Origin of the sequence: Thioalkalivibrio sp. AKL6 (genome assembly GCF_000376905.1) — a bacterium.
Taxonomy (GTDB): Bacteria; Pseudomonadota; Gammaproteobacteria; order Ectothiorhodospirales; family Ectothiorhodospiraceae; genus Thioalkalivibrio; species Thioalkalivibrio versutus.
In genome coordinates this window covers 411,757-428,374 of record NZ_AQXS01000009.1, presented here as the reverse complement: position 1 = coordinate 428,374, position 16,618 = coordinate 411,757, and the positions used below count along the sequence as shown (strand labels likewise).

Here is a 16,618-nt window from a genome sequence, read left to right as displayed (position 1 = left end):
TGCTAACCGTACAGCACAGTACACTATCGGGAAATTCGGCCACGCGCCCGCGTTTTCCGGCACAATACGCGCCAGCATGCTGTTCACTCTCGGGATCAATCACAAGACGGCTCCGGTCGCCATTCGCGAACGGCTCTCCGTCAACGAGCACGAACTCGGCGAGGCCCTGCACTCGCTGCGTTCCGGCGTGCTATTGCCGGAAACCGCGATCCTGTCCACCTGCAACCGCACCGAGGTGTACTTCCGCGAGGACGATCAGCAAAGCGAGCAGCGCGTCATCGACTGGATCGGCGGCTACCACGGCATCGACCGCGACGAACTGAAACCCTACCTCTACCTGCACCACGATGGCTCGGCCGTGCGTCACACTCTGCGCGTGGCCAGCGGGCTGGATTCCATGGTCCTCGGCGAGCCGCAGATCCTGGGGCAGATGAAGACCGCCTACCAGCACGCCCACAACGCCGGTACGCTCGGGCGCTCGCTGGAGCGTCTGTTCCAGCACGCCTTCGCCACCGCCAAGGACGTGCGGACCCAGACCGCCATCGGCCAGAGCGCGGTCTCGGTCGCCTTCGCTGCGGTGTCACTGGCACGCCAGATCTTCGGCGACCTGAAGCCGCTGACCGCCCTGGTGATCGGCGCCGGCGAGACCATCGAACTGGCCCTGCAGCATCTCTCCGGGGGCGGCATCGGCAACGTCATCGTCGCCAACCGCACGGTGGAGCGCGCCCGCGCGGTGGCCGGACGCTTCGATGCCGAGGCCATCAGCCTCGACCAGCTCCCCGATCGCATGGCCGATGCCGACATCGTCATCTCCTCCACCGCCGCACCCTTGCCGATCCTGGGCAAGGGCGCGGTGGAACGCGCGCTGCGCAAGCGCCGGCACAAACCGATGTTCATGGTGGACATCGCCGTGCCGCGCGACATCGAGCCCGAGGTCGGCCAGCTCGAGGACGTCTACCTCTACACCGTGGACGACCTGCAGGAGGTCATCGACGAGAACATGGCCTCGCGCCAGGCCGCTGCCGAACAGGCCGAAGAGATCATCACCCAGCGCGCCGGCGAGTTCATGCGCTGGCTGCGTGCCCGCGACTCGGTGGACAGCATCCGCCAGCTGCGCCAGCGCGCCGACAGCGTGAAGGCCGAGGCGCTGGCCAAGGCCGAGGCCATGCTGCGCGCCGGCAAGTCGCCCGAGGAGGCCATGCAGCTGCTGGCGCACAATCTGACCAACAAGCTGATGCATGCCCCCTGCAAGTCGCTGAACACCGCCGCGCACGAGGGCGACGCCCGCCTGCTGGAGGCCGCGCACCGGCTGTTCCAGCTGCCCGCCCCGGAAGACGACCCCGGCGACGATTCCGACTCCGGCGCCCGCTCGTGAAGGCCTCGTTCCGCACCAAGCTCGAGGGCCTGACCGAACGCCACGCCGAGATCGCGCAGCTGCTGGCCACCCCCGACGCCGCCGAGGACCCGGACCAGCTGCGCCGCCTGTCACAGGAATACAGCCAGCTGGAACCGGTGGCCGAGGCCTGGAAGGCCTGGCACGACAACCACGCGGCGCTGGAAGAGGCGCGCGCGATGCTCGAGGACGACGACGCCGATCTGCGCGCCATGGCCGAGGCCGAGATCGAATCCCTGACCGAACAGACCGAGGCGCTGGAGGCGGAGCTTTACCGCCACCTGATCCCGAGCGACCCGCACGACAACGCCAACGTGTTCCTGGAGATCCGCGCCGGGACCGGCGGTGACGAGGCCGCGATCTTCGCCGGCGACCTGCTACGCATGTACACCCGCTACGCCGAAAACCAGCGCTGGAAGCTGGAGATCCTCAGCGCCAGCGAAGGCGAGCACGGCGGCTACCGCGAGGTCATCGCACGCCTGGCAGGGCAAGGCGCCTACTCGCGGCTCAAGTTCGAATCCGGTGCCCATCGCGTGCAGCGCGTCCCCGAGACCGAATCCCAGGGCCGCATCCATACCTCCGCCGCAACGGTCGCCATCCTGCCGGAACTGGAGGAGGTCGAGATGCCGGAGATCAACCCGGCCGACCTGCGTGTGGACACCTTCCGCGCCTCCGGCGCCGGCGGACAGCACATCAACAAGACCGACTCCGCCGTGCGCCTGACCCACCTGCCCACCGGCATCGTGGTCGAGTGCCAGGAAGAACGCTCGCAACACAAGAACCGGGCCAAGGCGCTCACCTACCTGGCGGCGCGCATCTTCGAGACCGAGCGCGAGGCCCAGGCGGCCGCGCAGAGCGCTGAACGCAAGGGTCTGGTCGGCAGCGGCGACCGCTCCGAGCGCATCCGCACCTACAACTTCCCGCAGGGCCGTATCACCGACCACCGCATCAACCTGACCCTGTACAAGCTGGAACAGGTGATGGCCGGTGACCTCGACCCGGTCATCGACCCGCTGATCCACGAATACCAGGCCGAGCAGCTCGCCACCCTCGCCGAAGCCTGATGCCCGCGACTTCGACCCTGGACGCGTTGCTGCAGGAACTGCGCAGCCGCCTGCAGGCCGCCGGGATCGAGACGCCCGGACTGGAGGCCCGCATGCTGCTGGGCGCCGCCACCGGCCTGGACACCGCGCAGCTGATCGCCCACGGCACCGACCCCGCCACGGCCGAGCAGGCCGCCCGCGCCGACACGCTCTGCCAGCGCCGCTGCGCCGGCGAACCGATGGCCCACATCCTCGGCCGACGCAGCTTCTGGACACTGGACCTGGGGGTCTCCCCCGCCTGCCTGATCCCGCGCCCCGAAACCGAGCTGCTGGTGGAACAGGCCCTCGCGGCCATTGACAACTGCAGCCACAGGCACCCGAGGGTGCTGGATCTTGGCACCGGGAGCGGGGCGATCATTCTGGCACTGAAAGCAGAACGTCCGGCCATCGAGGCCGTCGCCTCCGACCGCAGCTTGGAGGCTCTGCGCCAGGCTCGCGCCAACGCGGCCACACTGGGGCTCGATGTGGCTTTCCTGCAAGGGTCTTGGCTTAAGCCACTCAAACCAGGGGACACGTTCGACCTGATCGTCAGCAACCCGCCCTACATCGCGCCGAACGATCCTCACCTGACCCGCGGCGACCTGCGCTTCGAGCCTCCCTCTGCGTTGGTCGCGGCCGATGTCGGCATGGCGGACCTGCGCACCATCATCCACACCGCCGGCGAGCACATGGCGCCATCCGCCCCACTGCTTCTGGAACACGGCTTCGACCAGGCCCATGCCGTACGTTCGATGTTCGAGGATGCCGGCTACACCGCCATCCGGTCACACATCGACACCGGCGGACACGAACGCATCACAAAGGGCCTTGCACCACAAAGACGAGCCTGAATAACCGAGGCGCGGGCCACCCCGCACCCTTGTCGCATACCACAGGCTGCCCCCTTCCGGTGAGTTTTGGGGCGCACATGATGGATAACAGCATGGAGGCCCCTTCGTTCGACGCACCCCCAACAAAAAGACCCCGGCACAAAGTACCGGGGCCAATCGCGCACAAACGACGGGGCACAAACCATCAAATCACCGCTCACCAGGCCTCCGTGACGGGGTATTCCCCAACTCGGGTTAGACAGCCCGGTCAAATGCAGTAATCCCTACGGCCCCTGGCCTCATCAGCCATCGCTTGTGTCGAAAGCCTCGAATGCATCTGTGAGTTCATGGGTTCTGAAAGCCCAGCCTCCTGTGACCTTGACCCGTCCCGACGGATACTGCTCGGCGTCCATGGAGGCAATTCCCATACCACGACTGAAGGCCACGCCCTTCTCGCCGGTATCAAGACGCGTTACCGCAATGCGTCGCAATCCGGCTTCATGAGTCACGGCAATCGGACCTTGCTCAGTCGCAAACCAGTGCAGTCGCCAAAAATAGTGGCCCTCATTGCGACGCCCGGTTCGAGGGTCATACAAAGACTCGAACGAGTGCATATTGGCGCATTCGTTCACGATCGAATTGCGCTGCCGGCACTCGGAGTACACATTTACCTTCCCACCTTCGGCCGAAATGTTGATCGGAACCACTGATTGGTCACGGTAGTTGATCAACGCGTAATCTTCGGCCGAGCTACCTCCCAGTGCATCCCCGAGAGCGCGCATCGTGCGCATCATCGACTCTCCACTGCTTCGCGCCCGATTCCGCTCGATCAGAATGTATCCAGTGGAGGCAATATCGCCATTCTGGTGAGCCGCAAGGTGAAACCCGTTCGGGACGCCAACCGTACTCACACCCTCGCCCGGAGCATAGACAAAGGCATTCGCGTCTCGCGCGACAGCGAAGCCTCGTGATGTCGGCATCAAGTGCGACCCCCTCAGCGTCTCCCCTGTCACCGTCCGGATACTCCAGTTTGTGCGGCCACGTTCGGCGTACGCAATCGTGACCGGCGCAAGGCCATTGGATGGATTCGCAGTTCTCACTTGGTACTGGCGGTCCGTGAGAGCCATCAGGTAGGTGACCGCACCGGTCGTCGTATCGAATCCGTAAGAGGAAATCTCTCCCTGCGGTTCCACATATGCGACACCATCGATCAGGAAACCGTCTCGGCGACGTTCAAACCGGGCGCCCTGGTTGTCGGATGCCCACATAGGTGCCAACCGTTCAGCAACTTCTTCGGAACCCATCTGCCCGAATCCGGATGCGGCAACGCCCGATGACTGCTGCGGATGCCGCTGCTGCGCCGCCCCCATCGCCTCGAGAAGGGCCAGGGCTCGTTCGTAATCATCGCCACCAGACGACTTTTCCGGTTCCGCCTGCTGCACAGGACGGGGCTCTGGTGCAGCCAGACAACCTGCAAGCAATACCGATACCGCAAGGACACCTAGTCCTTTCTTCATGTGTTTTTTCTCCCTGATCAATAAAACCCTGTTAGACGCGCGGAACCAAAACGCCAAACCAAACGCTCTCGCCATTCCGCACAGACAAGCGGCCCCGAGATACCGGTGCCACCATGGGGAGCCACCCCAAAAAAAACCCCGCTCCATCGGCGGGGTCTTATATCCTAATATTTACATAAATGTGATCGATTTGGAAGATAAGGGAAACGCGAAGCACCGCGTCTCACGACGCCCTCGATCTTCACCACAAAAAAGCCCCGGCCAGGGGCCGGGGCTCGGGTTGCATCAGGCTGCGTCCGGATCAGAGCGGCAGGCGCAGGTGCAGGTTGACCGAGCCGCTGGGCGAAGAGCGGTGGCGGTAGCGGCTCGAGCGGTTGTCGTAGTAGTGGTAGTGGTGATGCTCGTAGCTGCGCGAGCGCTTGTGATGGCCACGGCCGCGCTGATTCGCACGCTTGGCCTGCTTGTGGCCGTGGGCACCCGGGTGGCCGCGGTAGTGCTTGTGGCCCCGTGAGTGGCCATGCCGCACAGGCTGCAGCGCGGCGGCGTCGAAGCTGGCGCCGCTCACCGCCGGCAACGCGCCAGTGACCGGCTGGGCCGCGTGGGTGGGAGCGGACAGGGCGAGCGCCAGCAGGGCCGCCGGCGCGAGTACCGCGAGTCGTTTCATGGGGTGTTCCCTCCTTCCATTCGGGTCCTGCGGGGCAACACCTGAAGCGTCCGCCGGCCCCGGTTGTGGCAGGATTGCCAGGATTCAGCCTATTGCGTGTTCCTGAACGGTACCCAACTGAAGCCGTCTGCGAGCGTGACGCCGGTTACAATTTCTGCCTTTCTCCGGAGACCTGCTCCATGGATGACGACCAGCTCCTGCGCTACAGCCGCCAGATCATGCTCCCCGGCGTGGGCATCGAAGGGCAGGAATCCCTGCAGCAGGCGCATGCAGTGATCATGGGGCTCGGCGGGCTGGGCTCACCGGTGGCGGCCTACCTGGCCGCCGCCGGGGTGGGCCGGCTGACGCTGGTCGACCCGGATCATGTGGAGGTGACCAACCTGCAGCGCCAGATCCTGCATACCGATGCGGACATCGGCCGCGACAAGGTGGCCTCGGCCGCCGATCGCGTGGCGGCCATGAACCCCGGCTGCCAGGTGGAGACGCGCGCCGAGCGCCTGGATGACGCGGCGATGACCCGGCTGTTCGCCAGCGCCAACGTCGTACTGGACGGGACGGACAACTTCGCCGCGCGCGGGGCCATCAGCCGCGCCGCACTGGCGGCCGGCACGCCGCTGGTCTCCGGCGCGGTAATCCGCTTCGAGGGACAACTGACCACCTTCGACTACCGCAATCCGGAGGCGGCCTGCTACCACTGCCTGTACGGCGAGGGGGGCGGCGACGAGGACACCTGCGCCGCCAACGGCGTGCTGGCCAGCCTGCCCGGTGTGGTCGGCAGCCTGCAGGCAACCGAGGCCCTGAAGCTGCTCATGGGTCTGCCGATCCTGAGCGGCCGGCTGCTGATCCTCGACGGGCTCGCCATGCAGTTCCGCGAGATCCGGCTGCGCCGCGACCCCGCCTGCCCGGCGTGCAGCCACCGCCACGCCCCGGCCTGAAGCGAACGGATACGCGCGAATCAGGCGCAGGAGCGGGGATGAAAGGGCAGGACCTTGCCGGGTGATGACGGTGGAGCGACCTCGGAAATCGCCGCGTTCAGCTCCGCCTCCATCGCAGACAGCGTGCGGTTCATCACCATGCTCGCCATGGCATGGAACAGCAACAGCTCGCAGGCCACCGGGCGATGCAGGCTGCGCCGGCCACGGGAATGGAAGGCCGTCCAGGCGACCACCGGCATGTCGTTCAGCACCCGGTCCACGACGATCCAGGCATCGCGCTGGAGGATCAGATCCAGTTGTTTGAGCCCCGACGGCGACAGGCGGATCTCCGGTCCCAGCCGGGCCAGGGCGCGGCGCACCTGGTTGAAATAGCGCGCCTCCACCAGCCAGCCGGGGCGGACATCCAGGGTCGGGATTTCGGTGTGCCGGGAATACATTGCGCCCTCGTCTGCAGACTGCTGCAAGGTCAGTCTGTTCTATAGCAAGACCGGGGGACGACGGGGACCACGGGTCCCTGCGGCAGAGTTGCCGAAGGTCACGACAGGCTAACGAGGGGAGTCCGGGAAAGGCCTAAGGATCGGGGGGCACCCCGGAAAGCCCTGCTTACTGGCGGGTATCCGGGATCGGCGGCTGGGCAACCTCGGGCGCACAAAGGGCCTCGGCGTCGACCGGATCGAAGTGGTAATGCGCGTTGCAGAACTCGCAGGTCACCTCCACGGCGCCCTGCTCCTCGATGATGCTGCGAATCTCGTCACGCCCCAGACTGCGCAGGGTTTCGGCGATGCGCTCGCGCGAGCAGGGGCAATGGAAAGTCACCGGCGTGCCGTCGAACAGGCGCACCCGCTCTTCGGCGAACAGCCGGCCGAGCAGGGCGCCAGCGTCCAGCTTCAGTAGCTCGTCGGCGGTGGTGGTCTCGGCCAGGATCGTGGCGCGGTTCCACTCCTCCGAGTCACGCGTCACCGCATTGCCACCCTCGGCCGGCAGCGCCTGCAACAGCAGACCGGCGGCGGACTGCGCCCCGCTCGCCAGCCACAACCGGGTCGGCAGCTGTTCCGAGCGCTCGAAGTAGACGTTCATCGCCTCCGCCAGCGAATCGCCCTCCAGCTCCACGACGCCCTGATAGCGCTCGCTGCCGTCGCCCGGGTCCAGCGTCAGCATCAGCCGTGCGTCCTCGCCGGCGCATTCGGCCAGGGTCGCGCCCTCCGGCGGGGTCTCGCGAAAGCGCGCCAGGCCACGCAGCCGCCCCTGGCCATCGGCCTGGGCGACGATCATGTGCACCGGCCCGGGGCCGGTGATCTGCAGGATCAGCGAGCCATCGAACTTGAGCGTGGCGGCGGTCAGGGCAACGGCCGCATAGGCCTGGCCCAGCAAGTCGCGCACCACGGGCGGGTACTCGTGAAGCTCCAGCAGGGCCTGCCAGGAGGCGTCCAGGTGCACCCACTCGCCGCGGACCCCGGCCTCCTCCAGCATGAAGCGGTGGAGGGTGTCGGTCTCACGCATGGTGGCAGGACTCCGGAATACGCAACTGCATCAACCGTCCAGCTTGGCCTTGAGGCGCTCGTTGACCTGGGCCGGGTTGGCCTTGCCCTGGGTCGCCTTCATCACCTGGCCGACGAAGAAACCGAACAGCTTGTCCTTGCCGCCGCGATACTGCTCGAGCTGCTGCGGGTTGTTGGCCATCACCTCGTCGATGATGGTGTCGATCGCGCTGGTATCGGTGATCTGCTTGAGCCCCTTGGCCTCAATCACGGCATCGGCGTCGCCTTCGCCATTCCACATCGCCTCGAAGACTTCCTTGGCGATCTTGCCGGAGATGGTCTCGTCCTGGATGCGAGCGAGCAGGCCGGCCAGACCCTCGGCATTGACCGGGGCATCCGCCAGCTCGACCTCGGAGCGGTTCATCGCGGCGGAGAACTCGCCCATCACCCAGTTGGCGGCCAGCTTGGGCGCGCCGCAACCGGCAGCCACAACCTCGTAGAAATCGCCCATGTCGCGCGCAGCGGTCAGTACGCCGGCGTCGTAGTCGGACAGGCCGTACTGTTCGACGAAGCGCGCCCGCTTGGCGTCCGGCAGCTCGGGCAGTTTCTCGCGCACGGAGTCGATGAATGCGTTATCCACGACCAGCGGCAGCAGGTCCGGATCGGGGAAATAGCGGTAGTCGTTTGCCTCTTCCTTGCTGCGCATGGAGCGCGTCTCGTCGCGATCCGGGTCGTACAGGCGGGTCTCCTGCACCACCGAACCGCCGCCTTCGATCAGGTCGATCTGACGCTCGACCTCGAAGTTGATGGCGCGCTCGACGAAGCGGAAGGAGTTCAGATTCTTCAGCTCCGCGCGGGTGCCGAACTCGGTCTGACCCTTGGGCCGCACCGAGACGTTGGCGTCACAGCGGAAGCTGCCTTCCTGCATGTTGCCGTCGCAGATATCCAGATAGCGCACCAGCGAGTGCATCTTCTTCATGTAGGCGACGGCCTCCTTCGCGGAGCGCAGCTCCGGTTCGGAGACGATCTCGATCAGCGGGGTGCCGGCGCGGTTGAGATCGATGCCGGTCATCGCCTCGAAGCCCTCGTGCAGACTCTTGCCGGCGTCCTCCTCGAGGTGCGCGCGGGTCACGCCAACGCGCTTGATGGTGCCGTCTTCCAGTTCGATATCCAGATGCCCCAGGCCCACGATCGGCAGTTCGAACTGCGAGATCTGGTAACCCTTGGGGAGGTCCGGATAGAAGTAGTTCTTGCGCGCGAACACCGAGCGCGGGGTGATCTCGGCATTGATCGCCAGCCCCAGCATCACGGCCCGCTCCACCGCGCCCTGGTTCAGCACCGGCAGCACGCCGGGCATGCCCAGATCCACCGGGCAGGCCTGGCGGTTGGGCTCGGCGCCGTAGGCGGTGGGCGCCCCGGAGAAGATCTTGGAGACGGTATTGAGCTGGGCGTGAATCTCCAGCCCGATGACGGTTTCCCATTCCATGTGCAGGGCCCTCAGGCGAAGGCCGCCGGCACGCGGGCGTGCCAGTCGGTCTCTTGCTGATACTGGTGAGCAACGCCCAGCAGGCGCGCCTCGTCAAAGTAGTTGCCGATCAACTGCAACCCGACCGGCAGGCCGTCGATCTCGCCGGCCGGCAGCGACATCGCCGGCAGCCCCGCGAGGTTCGCGGCGATGGTGTAGATATCCGACAGGTACATGCTGACCGGATCGGCCTTGGCACCCAGCGCGAACGGCAGCTCCGGGGTGGTCGGCGCCAGCAGCACGTCGACGTCCTCGAAGGCACGGCGGAAGTCGTCGGCAATGATGCGCCGGACCTTCTGCGCCTTCAGGTAGTAGGCGTCGTAGTAGCCGGCGGACAGCACGTAGGTGCCGACCATGATGCGGCGCTTCACCTCGTCGCCAAAGCCCTCCCCGCGCGAGCGGGTGTAGAGGTCCATCAGGTCCTCGGGATTCTCGCAGCGGTAGCCGTAGCGCACGCCGTCGAAACGCGCGAGGTTGGAGGAGCACTCGGCCGGGGCGACCACGTAGTAGGCCGGCACCGACAGGTGGCTGTTCGGCAGGCCGACCTCGCGCACCTCGGCGCCGCGGCCCTTGAGCACCTCGATGGCGGCGTCGATCACGCCGCGCACGCGCTCGTCCAGTCCGGCCTCGCCGAAGAATTCCGTCGGCAGGCCGATGCGCAGGCCCTTCAGGTCCTGCTCCAGTCCGGCGGTGAAGTCCTCTTCCGGGCGCTCGACGCTGGTGGAGTCGCGTTCGTCGAAGCCAGCCATGGCGTTCAGCATCCGCCCGCAGTCCTCGGCGGTCGCGGCCATCGGGCCACCCTGGTCGAGACTGGAGGCGAAGGCGATCATGCCGTAACGCGAGACGCGCCCGTAGGTCGGCTTGAGCCCGGTGATGCCACAAAATGCGGCTGGCTGGCGGATCGAACCACCGGTGTCGGTACCCGTGGCGCCCGGTACCAGGCGCGCCCCCACCGCGGCGGCAGAGCCGCCGGAGGAACCACCCGGGACGCGTTCGGTATCCCAGGGGTTGCGAACGGGACCATAAAAACTCGTCTCGTTGGACGAGCCCATCGCGAATTCGTCCATGTTGGTCTTGCCCAGCATCACCGCACCGGCGGCATTCATGCGCTCGACGACGGTGGCGTTGTAGGGCGAGACGAACGGATCCAGCATGCGCGAGCCGCAGGAGGTGCGCACGCCCTCGGTGCAGAAGATGTCCTTCTGCGCGACCGGCACGCCCAGCAGCGGGGTCTTTTCACCTTTCGCCAGGCGCGCATCGGCCGCATCGGCCTGCACCAGCGCCTGCTCGGCGGTCACGGTGATGAAGCTGTTCAACTGCGGATCGAGACGCTCGATCCGGTCCAGATACAGCTGGGTCAATTCGCGCGAGCTGATCTCGCGGGCCTGGAGCTTGCGCACCCAGCCGGACAGGGTTTCCTGGGCCATGGTTTCGGGGACTCTTGCTGGCTAGAAGCGTGACGGGTTCAACAGAACGGCGACGGCGCGGATCATTCGATGACGCGCGGGACCAGGTACAGACCACCCTCGACAGCCGGGGCGATGGCCTGGAAGACCTCGCGCCGATCCGGCTCGGTCACCGCATCCGGGCGCAGGCGCTGCTCGGCGTCCAGCGGGTGGGCCATCGGCTCGACACCCTCGATGGCCGCACCATCCAGTTGTTCGACAAAGTCAAAGATGTCGCTCAGCCCACCCGCGAAATCCCGGGCCTGGTCGTCGTCCATGGCCAGACGGGAGAGATGGGCGATGCGCCGGACTTCGGAGGTATCGACGGACATGGCAGGGTGGGTCCTGTAGCGTTCGGATTCATTGGGCGAAACGGAGCGCAAACTTACCACAAAGCCGTTGTTGCCCAAACCCCGGGCGCTTGCTAGAGTCGACGGCTTTCCCGCCCGCCCACTCAAGCAGGTTTCTTCTTCATGTTCAAACGCCTTCTGGGGTTGTTCTCCAACGACATCTCCATCGATCTCGGCACCGCCAACACCCTCATCTATATGCGCGGCCAGGGCATTGTCCTGAACGAACCTTCCGTGGTCGCCATTCGCCAGGATCGCGGCCCGGGCGGCCCGCGCTCCATCGAGGCCGTGGGGATCGAGGCCAAGAAGATGCTCGGCCGCACGCCGGAGCACGTGGTGACGGTGCGCCCGATGAAGGATGGCGTCATCGCCGACTTCACCACCACCGAAAAGATGCTGCAGTACTTCATCAAGAAGGTGCACGAGCGGCGGATCTTCCGCCCCAGCCCGCGCGTGCTGGTCTGCGTGCCCTGCGGCGCCACCCAGGTGGAACGCCGCGCGATCCGCGAATCCGCCTTCGGCGCCGGGGCACGCAAGGTCTACCTGTTGCAGGAACCCGTGGCCGCAGCCATCGGCGCCGGCATCCCGCTGGACGAGGCGGTCGGCTCCATGGTGCTGGATATCGGCGGCGGGACCTCCGAAGTCGCGGTACTGTCGATGAACGGCATTGTCTATTCCGAATCCGTACGCATCGGCGGCGACACCTTCGACGAGGCCATCATGGCCTATGTACGCCGCAACTACGGCGTACTGATCGGCGAGGCGACCGCCGAACGCATCAAGCACACCGTCGGCTCGGCCTATCCGGGCAAGGAACTGCTCGAGATCGAGGTCAAGGGCCGCAACCTGGCCGAGGGCGTGCCGCGCTCGTTCACCCTGAACTCGAACGAGATCCTGGAAGCCTTGCAGGATCCGCTGTACGGCATCGTCTCTGCCGTACGCACCGCCCTGGAGCAGACCCCGCCGGAACTCGGCGCAGACGTCGCCGAGCGCGGCATTGTGCTGACCGGCGGCTCCGCCCTGCTGCAGCAGCTGGACCGGTTGATCATGGAAGAGACCGGCATCCCGGTGGTCATCGCCGACGACCCGCTGACCTGCGTCGCCCGCGGCGGCGGCCGGGTGCTGGAGATGCTCGACGAGAAACGGGTCGACTTCCTCGCAATGGAATAGGGCCGGACCACCCCGCCCGCGTCGCCACGGCGCGGGTCTGGTTCGGGTTACACTCCGGGCCGCAACAGGTCGGCAAAGCCGCACGGGACGGGGTTCCGCAGCGGCTTTGCCTTGTCGACGCGATCCGGAACCGGAGGTCACGCCATCAGCAAGCCGCTGTTCAGACTGGGTGTCTCGCCCACTCTGCGCCTGCTCGCGGTGATCCTGCTGGGCCTGGCGCTGATGGCGCTGGATCACCGCGTCAACGAACTGCAGTTTGTCCGCGGCGCCCTGGCCACCGTCACCTACCCGCTGCAGGTCGCGGTGGACGCACCGGTCCGCGCGGTCAGCCGGGTGTTCGAGTCGTTCACCAGCCGCGAAGACCTGATCACCGAGAACCGCATCCTGCGCAGCGAGAATGCCGAGCTGCGCGCGCGTCAGCTGCGCTTCGAGGCCCTGCAGCTGGAGAACGACCGCCTGCGCGCCCTGCTGAATACCGCCGAGCAGGCCGAAGAGCGGGTCGAGATCGCCAAGCTGCTGGCCGTGGATCTCGACCCCTTTCGCCAGCAGATCGTGCTCAACAAGGGGCGCAATGACGATGTCTATGCCGGCCAGCCGGTCATCAATGCCGACGGCGTGATCGGTCAGGTTCTGTCGACCCGTCTGACCAGCTCGATCGCTCTGCTGATCTCCGACCCCAGCCACGCGCTGCCGGTACTGAGCGCGCGCACCGGGCTGCGCGGTCTGGTGGTCGGCACCGGCAACCCGCAACGCCTGGAGATGCGCCACGTTCCGCTGCAGGAGGATGTGGAGCCCGGCGACCTGCTGCTGACCTCCGGGCTGGGCGGCCGTTTCCCGGCCGACTACCCAGTGGCCCGGGTCACCTCGGTCGAGCGGCCACAGGGCCAACCATTCCTGAGCATCGAGGCCGAACCGCTGGCGGCCCTGGACCGCTCCCGCGAGGTCCTGTTGCTGTGGACCGACGGCGCCGCTTCAGCGATCGCCCCGCTCAACCTGGACAACGACCTGGAGGCGGCTCCGAACGCGCTCGAATCAGAACCGGACGAAGGGACACCGTGACCCGTGCCATCGGCATCCCCTGGCCGGTGGCGCTGACCCTGCTGGCAGCTCTGGCCCTCGCCATCGTGCCGGTCCCGGATATCCTGCGCCCGGCGCGCCCGGAGTGGCTGGCGCTCATCCTGATCTACTGGGCCATGGCCTTCCCGTCGCGCATCGGCATCCTGACCGCCTTCGTCGCCGGCCTGTTGCTGGACACCCTGCAAGGCCAGCTGCTGGGACAGAACGCCATCGCCCTGGCAGTGGTCATCTACATCGTGCTGCAGATTCACCCGCGCCTGCGGGTCTATCCGGTCTGGCAACAGATGATGGTGATCGCCATCCTGATGGCCCTGTTCAAGCTGCTGGCCCTGTGGCCACAGGGCATCACCGGGTTTCCGCCGGGCAGCCTCTGGTACTGGGCGCCGGTCCTCACCAGCGCCCTGGTCTGGCCCCTGATCTTCTCCCTGCTGCGCGACCTGCGTCGGCGCTGGCTGCTGCACCTCACTTGAGGAAAACGCCGATCCCATCCCGGTCGAAGCAAACCGGGGCTGTCACGCATACTGTGTCCGAACCGAAACAAGGAGCCTTGCATGGACCCGAACAAGCAAACCGAGATCGAAGCCGCTGTGTTGCGCCGCTTGCTGCAGCACCTGGACGAACGCAAGGACGTGCAGAACATTGACCTGATGAACCTGGCCGGCTTCTGCCGCAACTGCCTATCCAAGTGGTACGTGGCGGCCGCCGAGGAGCGCGGCGAGTCCATCGACTACGAGGGCGCGCGCGAGATCGTCTACGGCATGCCCTACAGCGAGTGGAAGGCGCGCTACCAGAAGGAGGCGACGCCGGAGCAGAAGGCCGCCTTCGAGGCCAGCCAGAAATCGCCCCATGCATGATCACGGCCTGATCGAGACCCCGGAGGCCCTTCAGGGCTTCCTCGACACCATCGCCGGGACCGACTGGATCGCGCTGGATACGGAGTTCATGCGCGAGAAGACCTACTACCCGCGCCTGTGCCTGATCCAGCTGGCAACTCTGGACCAGATCGCCTGCGTCGACCCGCTGCAACTCGACATCAAGCTGCTTGAACCGCTGCTGTTCGATGCCGGCGTGACCAAGGTCTTCCACTCGGCCTCGCAGGATCTCGAGGTGCTCTATCGCGAACTCGGGCGGGTGCCGACCCCGGTGTTCGACACCCAGATCGCTGCCAGCATGCTCGGCCACGGCGAGCAGATCGGCTACGCCAACCTGGTCAAGGCCATCCTCGATCGCGACCTCGACAAGAGCCAGACCCGCACCGACTGGGCACGCCGGCCCCTGAGCAAGGAACAGATCCTTTACGCCGCCGATGACGTACGCTTCCTGGCCACCGTGTTCATGCGCCTGCTGCACGAACTGGAAAGCCATGACCGCATGCACTGGCTGCGCCCGGAGATGGAGGCCCTGAGCGACCCGGCCCTGTACGAACCAAACCCCGAGGCGGCCTGGCAGCGGGTCTCCGGGGCCAAAAGGCTCAAGCCACGCGAACGCGGCGTACTCAAGACCGTGGCCGCCTGGCGCGAACGCGCGGCGCAGGCGAGCGATCGCCCGCGCCGCTGGATCCTGGCCGACGACATCCTGGTCGATATCGCCCGGCGCACGCCGGAGGACGCCGCCGCCCTGCACCAATTGCGCGGCTTCCCCGACGGCATGAAGCCGCCGCGTCAGGAAGAGCTGCTGGAGGCCATCCGCGAGGGCCAGGCCCTGCCCCGCGAGGAATGGCCACAACTGCCGGACAAGGCGAAGCTGACCGAGGCGGAAGAGGTCCTGGCGGACATCGGCATGGCCCTGCTGCGCGAGTGCGCGCGACGCAACCAGATCACCGCCGGCGCTATTGCGCAGCGCAAGGATGTCATCGAACTCCTGAAGGGCGACGGCACGAGCGGCCGCCTGGGCAGCGGCTGGCGTCACGAGATCGCCGGAAAGACCATCGCCCGCTGGTTTGCGGGCGATGGTGAACTGACACGTACGGCGGAAGGGCTGCAGATCCGCCCGTGATCGCCGTCCTGGCGGACCTGCAGCGGTAGCGTCAGGCGGCCTTGTAGATCCCGCGGCGCGGCGAGGTCAGGCGACCCTGGCGCTTCAGGTAGGCCAGGGTCTGGCTGATGTTCTTGGTATCCAGGCCGGCCTTCTCGGCCTGTGCCTTGATCTCCTTGATGCCCATCTCCGGCTGAGTGGCGACGATATCGCAAAGCTTCTGGCTGATGGACTCGCCACCGGCCCGGCGCCCGCGACGTCCGCCGCCCGCGGTACGACCCACGCGCCCGCCCAGTTCACGGATCTGGCGCTCGAGCTCGCCGAGTTCCTTGCGATGCCGTGCCACCATCTCCTTGCGCTTTTCCATCAGCTTCTCGCGCTTCTCGCGGCGTTCGGCTTCCTTGCCCTCGGCTTCTTCCTTTTCCCGCTGGCGCGCGAGGGCGTACAGTTCTTCGGCCGACAGATCGGAGGCCTTCTTGTTATCCATGCTCATACAGAACTCCCGGGGTTTCGAGTAGAGTTGAAAAGATGAAATCCGCAGCAGAAAAAACCAAAGTCCAGTCTGGGACCTGCCGAGACGGACAATATGATAACTCACGCGGAGGATTACAAGATCCCGCGGGGACCTTACCCGATGAAAAGAAGAAACGAATTCTGGAAAAGGCCCGCGAACTTTATAACCAATCGGGATCGAAGGGAGAAGTCCCCGAGGTGTGTTTCAACCTGAAAGGGCGCGCAGCGGGCCAATGGCGAATGACGGGAGGACAAGAGCAGCTGCGCTTCAACCCACAGGCCTTTGTTCTGGACTGGGACGCCCACTTCCCCGCCACCGTGGCACACGAAATCGCCCACTCGCTCGTGTATCGCGATCATGGGCCGCGCGGCGCGCGCCCCCACGGTCCCGAGTGGCAGGCCCGCATGCGGGCGTTCGGTTGCGAACCCCGGGTCACACATGACACGCCCCTGCCCGGGCGCAAAATGAAAACCCACGACTACGCCTGCGACTGCCGACACCACCTGCTCAGCGCCCGACGGCACCACCTGATTCAACGCAAGCATTACCGCTATCAGTGCCGGCAGTGCGGGGCAACGCTCAGGCTCGGAAACAACACCAGGGGAGCGGCTGATTAGTCTGCCGGTTTACGCACGGATCCACTCTGCTCGCGGCCTCGCCCTCG

18 protein-coding genes are annotated in these 16,618 nt (G+C 66.2%); 10 read left to right on the top strand and 8 right to left on the bottom strand.

Translation table 11 applies throughout. The annotated features are described in order from the left end of the window. Positions 1-76: 76 nt before the first annotated feature. From hemA to prmC, 3 genes are read left to right on the top strand one after another with little or no spacing between them, the layout of a single operon-like run. Positions 77-1,375, top strand: coding sequence for a glutamyl-tRNA reductase (gene hemA / locus D575_RS0107260; protein WP_018145259.1), 1,299 nt, complete (start codon positions 77-79; stop codon positions 1,373-1,375). Next, positions 1,372-2,457, top strand: a complete 1,086-nt coding sequence (prfA, locus tag D575_RS0107255) for a peptide chain release factor 1 (protein ID WP_018145258.1) — start codon at positions 1,372-1,374, stop codon at positions 2,455-2,457. Before hemA ends, prfA begins: the two co-directional genes overlap by 4 nt. Continuing rightward, on the top strand, positions 2,457-3,326 hold the full coding sequence (prmC, locus tag D575_RS0107250; protein ID WP_018145257.1) for a peptide chain release factor N(5)-glutamine methyltransferase: 870 nt from the start codon (positions 2,457-2,459) through the stop codon (positions 3,324-3,326). The genes prfA and prmC overlap by 1 nt, the downstream gene beginning before the upstream one ends. 281 nt (positions 3,327-3,607) lie before the next feature. On the opposite strand, the gene D575_RS0107245 is transcribed toward prmC, so the two are convergent. Then, positions 3,608-4,822: a hypothetical protein gene (locus D575_RS0107245; protein WP_231367507.1), complete on the bottom strand. Its 1,215-nt coding sequence runs from the start codon at positions 4,820-4,822 to the stop codon at positions 3,608-3,610. A gap of 301 nt (positions 4,823-5,123) precedes the next feature. Then, positions 5,124-5,486 (bottom strand): hypothetical protein, encoded by a 363-nt coding sequence (locus tag D575_RS0107235; RefSeq protein ID WP_018145254.1) that lies wholly within the window; start codon positions 5,484-5,486, stop codon positions 5,124-5,126. A gap of 179 nt (positions 5,487-5,665) precedes the next feature. On the opposite strand from D575_RS0107235, the gene D575_RS0107230 reads away from it, so the two are divergent. Beyond that, positions 5,666-6,421 (top strand): molybdopterin-synthase adenylyltransferase MoeB, encoded by a 756-nt coding sequence (locus D575_RS0107230; RefSeq protein WP_018145253.1) that lies wholly within the window; start codon positions 5,666-5,668, stop codon positions 6,419-6,421. A gap of 20 nt (positions 6,422-6,441) precedes the next feature. On the opposite strand, the gene D575_RS0107225 is transcribed toward D575_RS0107230, so the two are convergent. From D575_RS0107225 to gatC, 5 genes are all read right to left on the bottom strand, one after another. Continuing rightward, positions 6,442-6,858 carry a hypothetical protein gene (locus D575_RS0107225; protein WP_018145252.1) on the bottom strand — a complete coding sequence of 139 codons (417 nt, stop codon included), beginning with the start codon at positions 6,856-6,858 and terminating at the stop codon, positions 6,442-6,444. Between the two features lie 166 nt (positions 6,859-7,024). After that, positions 7,025-7,921: an Hsp33 family molecular chaperone HslO gene (gene hslO, locus D575_RS0107220; protein ID WP_018145251.1), complete on the bottom strand. Its 897-nt coding sequence runs from the start codon at positions 7,919-7,921 to the stop codon at positions 7,025-7,027. Positions 7,922-7,951: 30 nt separating this feature from the next. Continuing rightward, positions 7,952-9,385 carry an Asp-tRNA(Asn)/Glu-tRNA(Gln) amidotransferase subunit GatB gene (gene gatB, locus D575_RS0107215; protein WP_018145250.1) on the bottom strand — a complete coding sequence of 478 codons (1,434 nt, stop codon included), beginning with the start codon at positions 9,383-9,385 and terminating at the stop codon, positions 7,952-7,954. Positions 9,386-9,396: 11 nt separating this feature from the next. Then, positions 9,397-10,851: an Asp-tRNA(Asn)/Glu-tRNA(Gln) amidotransferase subunit GatA gene (gene gatA, locus D575_RS0107210; RefSeq protein WP_018145249.1), complete on the bottom strand. Its 1,455-nt coding sequence runs from the start codon at positions 10,849-10,851 to the stop codon at positions 9,397-9,399. Between the two features lie 62 nt (positions 10,852-10,913). Continuing rightward, positions 10,914-11,201, bottom strand: a complete 288-nt coding sequence (gene gatC / locus D575_RS0107205) for an Asp-tRNA(Asn)/Glu-tRNA(Gln) amidotransferase subunit GatC (RefSeq protein ID WP_018145248.1) — start codon at positions 11,199-11,201, stop codon at positions 10,914-10,916. Positions 11,202-11,342: 141 nt separating this feature from the next. Between gatC and D575_RS0107200 the strand changes: the two genes are divergently transcribed. The 5 genes from D575_RS0107200 to rnd all read left to right on the top strand — a co-directional run bounded on the left by D575_RS0107200 (position 11,343) and on the right by rnd (position 15,461). Beyond that, positions 11,343-12,389, top strand: coding sequence for a rod shape-determining protein (locus D575_RS0107200; RefSeq protein ID WP_018142132.1), 1,047 nt, complete (start codon positions 11,343-11,345; stop codon positions 12,387-12,389). A 111-nt stretch (positions 12,390-12,500) separates the two neighbouring features. Further along, positions 12,501-13,448 (top strand): rod shape-determining protein MreC, encoded by a 948-nt coding sequence (mreC, locus tag D575_RS0107195; protein WP_018145247.1) that lies wholly within the window; start codon positions 12,501-12,503, stop codon positions 13,446-13,448. Next, the gene (gene mreD / locus D575_RS0107190; RefSeq protein ID WP_018145246.1) at positions 13,445-13,936 is read left to right on the top strand and encodes a rod shape-determining protein MreD; all 492 of its coding nucleotides are present in this window, start codon (positions 13,445-13,447) and stop codon (positions 13,934-13,936) included. The genes mreC and mreD overlap by 4 nt, the downstream gene beginning before the upstream one ends. 81 nt (positions 13,937-14,017) lie before the next feature. Further along, positions 14,018-14,320, top strand: coding sequence for a DUF1244 domain-containing protein (locus D575_RS0107185; RefSeq protein ID WP_018145245.1), 303 nt, complete (start codon positions 14,018-14,020; stop codon positions 14,318-14,320). Further along, a complete protein-coding gene (rnd, locus tag D575_RS0107180) occupies positions 14,313-15,461 on the top strand; it encodes a ribonuclease D (RefSeq protein WP_018145244.1) in 1,149 nt (382 codons plus the stop codon). Before D575_RS0107185 ends, rnd begins: the two co-directional genes overlap by 8 nt. A gap of 31 nt (positions 15,462-15,492) precedes the next feature. Here rnd and D575_RS0107175 read toward each other — a convergent pair whose 3' ends face one another. Next, positions 15,493-15,933, bottom strand: coding sequence for a hypothetical protein (locus tag D575_RS0107175; RefSeq protein ID WP_018145243.1), 441 nt, complete (start codon positions 15,931-15,933; stop codon positions 15,493-15,495). A 35-nt stretch (positions 15,934-15,968) separates the two neighbouring features. On the opposite strand from D575_RS0107175, the gene D575_RS13995 reads away from it, so the two are divergent. Then, the gene (locus D575_RS13995; protein ID WP_081612108.1) at positions 15,969-16,571 is read left to right on the top strand and encodes a SprT-like domain-containing protein; all 603 of its coding nucleotides are present in this window, start codon (positions 15,969-15,971) and stop codon (positions 16,569-16,571) included. Positions 16,572-16,618: the final 47 nt, after the last annotated feature.